General features: G+C 79.9%; 1 protein-coding gene. It reads right to left on the reverse strand.

What is annotated here, in order from left to right; genetic code table 11:
• Positions 1 to 140: 140 nt before the first annotated feature.
• Positions 141 to 986 (reverse strand): ROK family protein (locus GTW43_RS30895; RefSeq protein WP_161305287.1); only part of this gene is annotated, 846 nt, incomplete at its 5' end.

Genomic DNA, 986 nt, shown 5'->3' on the forward strand with positions numbered 1-986 from the left:
GGCCGCGGACGTGGGCGCAGCCGGTGCCGGGCACCGACGTCCGCGGCGCCGGGCCGATGCCGGTGCCGCTGTCGTGGCGGGTCCGGTGCGCGCGGTCGGGGCGGACCGCGCACGCCGCACGGACCGGGCCGGTGCGCGCGTCAGGTCCGGGCGGCGCCTATCGGGTCGTCGAGGACCGTCCTGATCACCGCGTGTGCGGCGCCGAGCAGGGGGCCGCGGGAGCCGAGGCGGGAGACGGCGACACCGTCCGCGGGGGCCGCCTTGCGCCGGGTCAACTCCCGTTCCAGGGACGGCAGGAGCCACGGGGCGAGGCGGGAGAGGGCGCCGCCGAGCACCACGGTCCGCGGGTCGAGGAGGTGCACCGCGCCGGTGAGGGCGATGCCCAGCGCCGAACCCGCGGCACGCAGCGCCCGCCGCGTCGTGGCGTCCCCGGCGGCGGCCCGCTGGGCGAGCAGGGCCGTCCGGTCGGCGCCGGGGCCCACGCCGGCCGCGCGCAGCACCGCCTCCTCGCCCGCGTACTGCTCCAGGCAGCCGCGCCCGCCGCACGGGCACGCCGGCCCCTCGGGGCGGACCGGCACGTGACCGAGTTCGCCCGCGAACCCCCGGGTGCCGCGCAGCAGTTCGCGCTCCACGACGAGCGCGGCACCGATGCCGATCTCCGCCGAGACGTGCAGGAAGTCGGCGGGGGCGTCGCCGGTCAGCCACAGCTCGGCGAGCGCGCCGAAGTTCGCCTCGTTGTCCACGGTCAGCGGTACCGGGGTGCCCGGGGGCAGCGCCGCGGGCAGCAGGACACCGAGGTCGGTGTCCGTCCAGTCCAGGTTCGGGGCCCGGACGACCGTGTGGGTGCCGCGCGCGACGCGCCCCGGCACGGCCACCGCGAGCCCCGCGGGACGCAGCCCGTCGGCGGCGGCCTCCTCGGTCACCTGCCGGACCAGCGCGGCGAGATCGCGCAGCACGGGCCCCGCCGCGCGCCCGCGGTTGCTCAC

The sequence above is a fragment of the Streptomyces sp. SID5785 genome (assembly GCF_009870065.1).
Classification (GTDB): Bacteria; Actinomycetota; Actinomycetes; order Streptomycetales; family Streptomycetaceae; genus Streptomyces.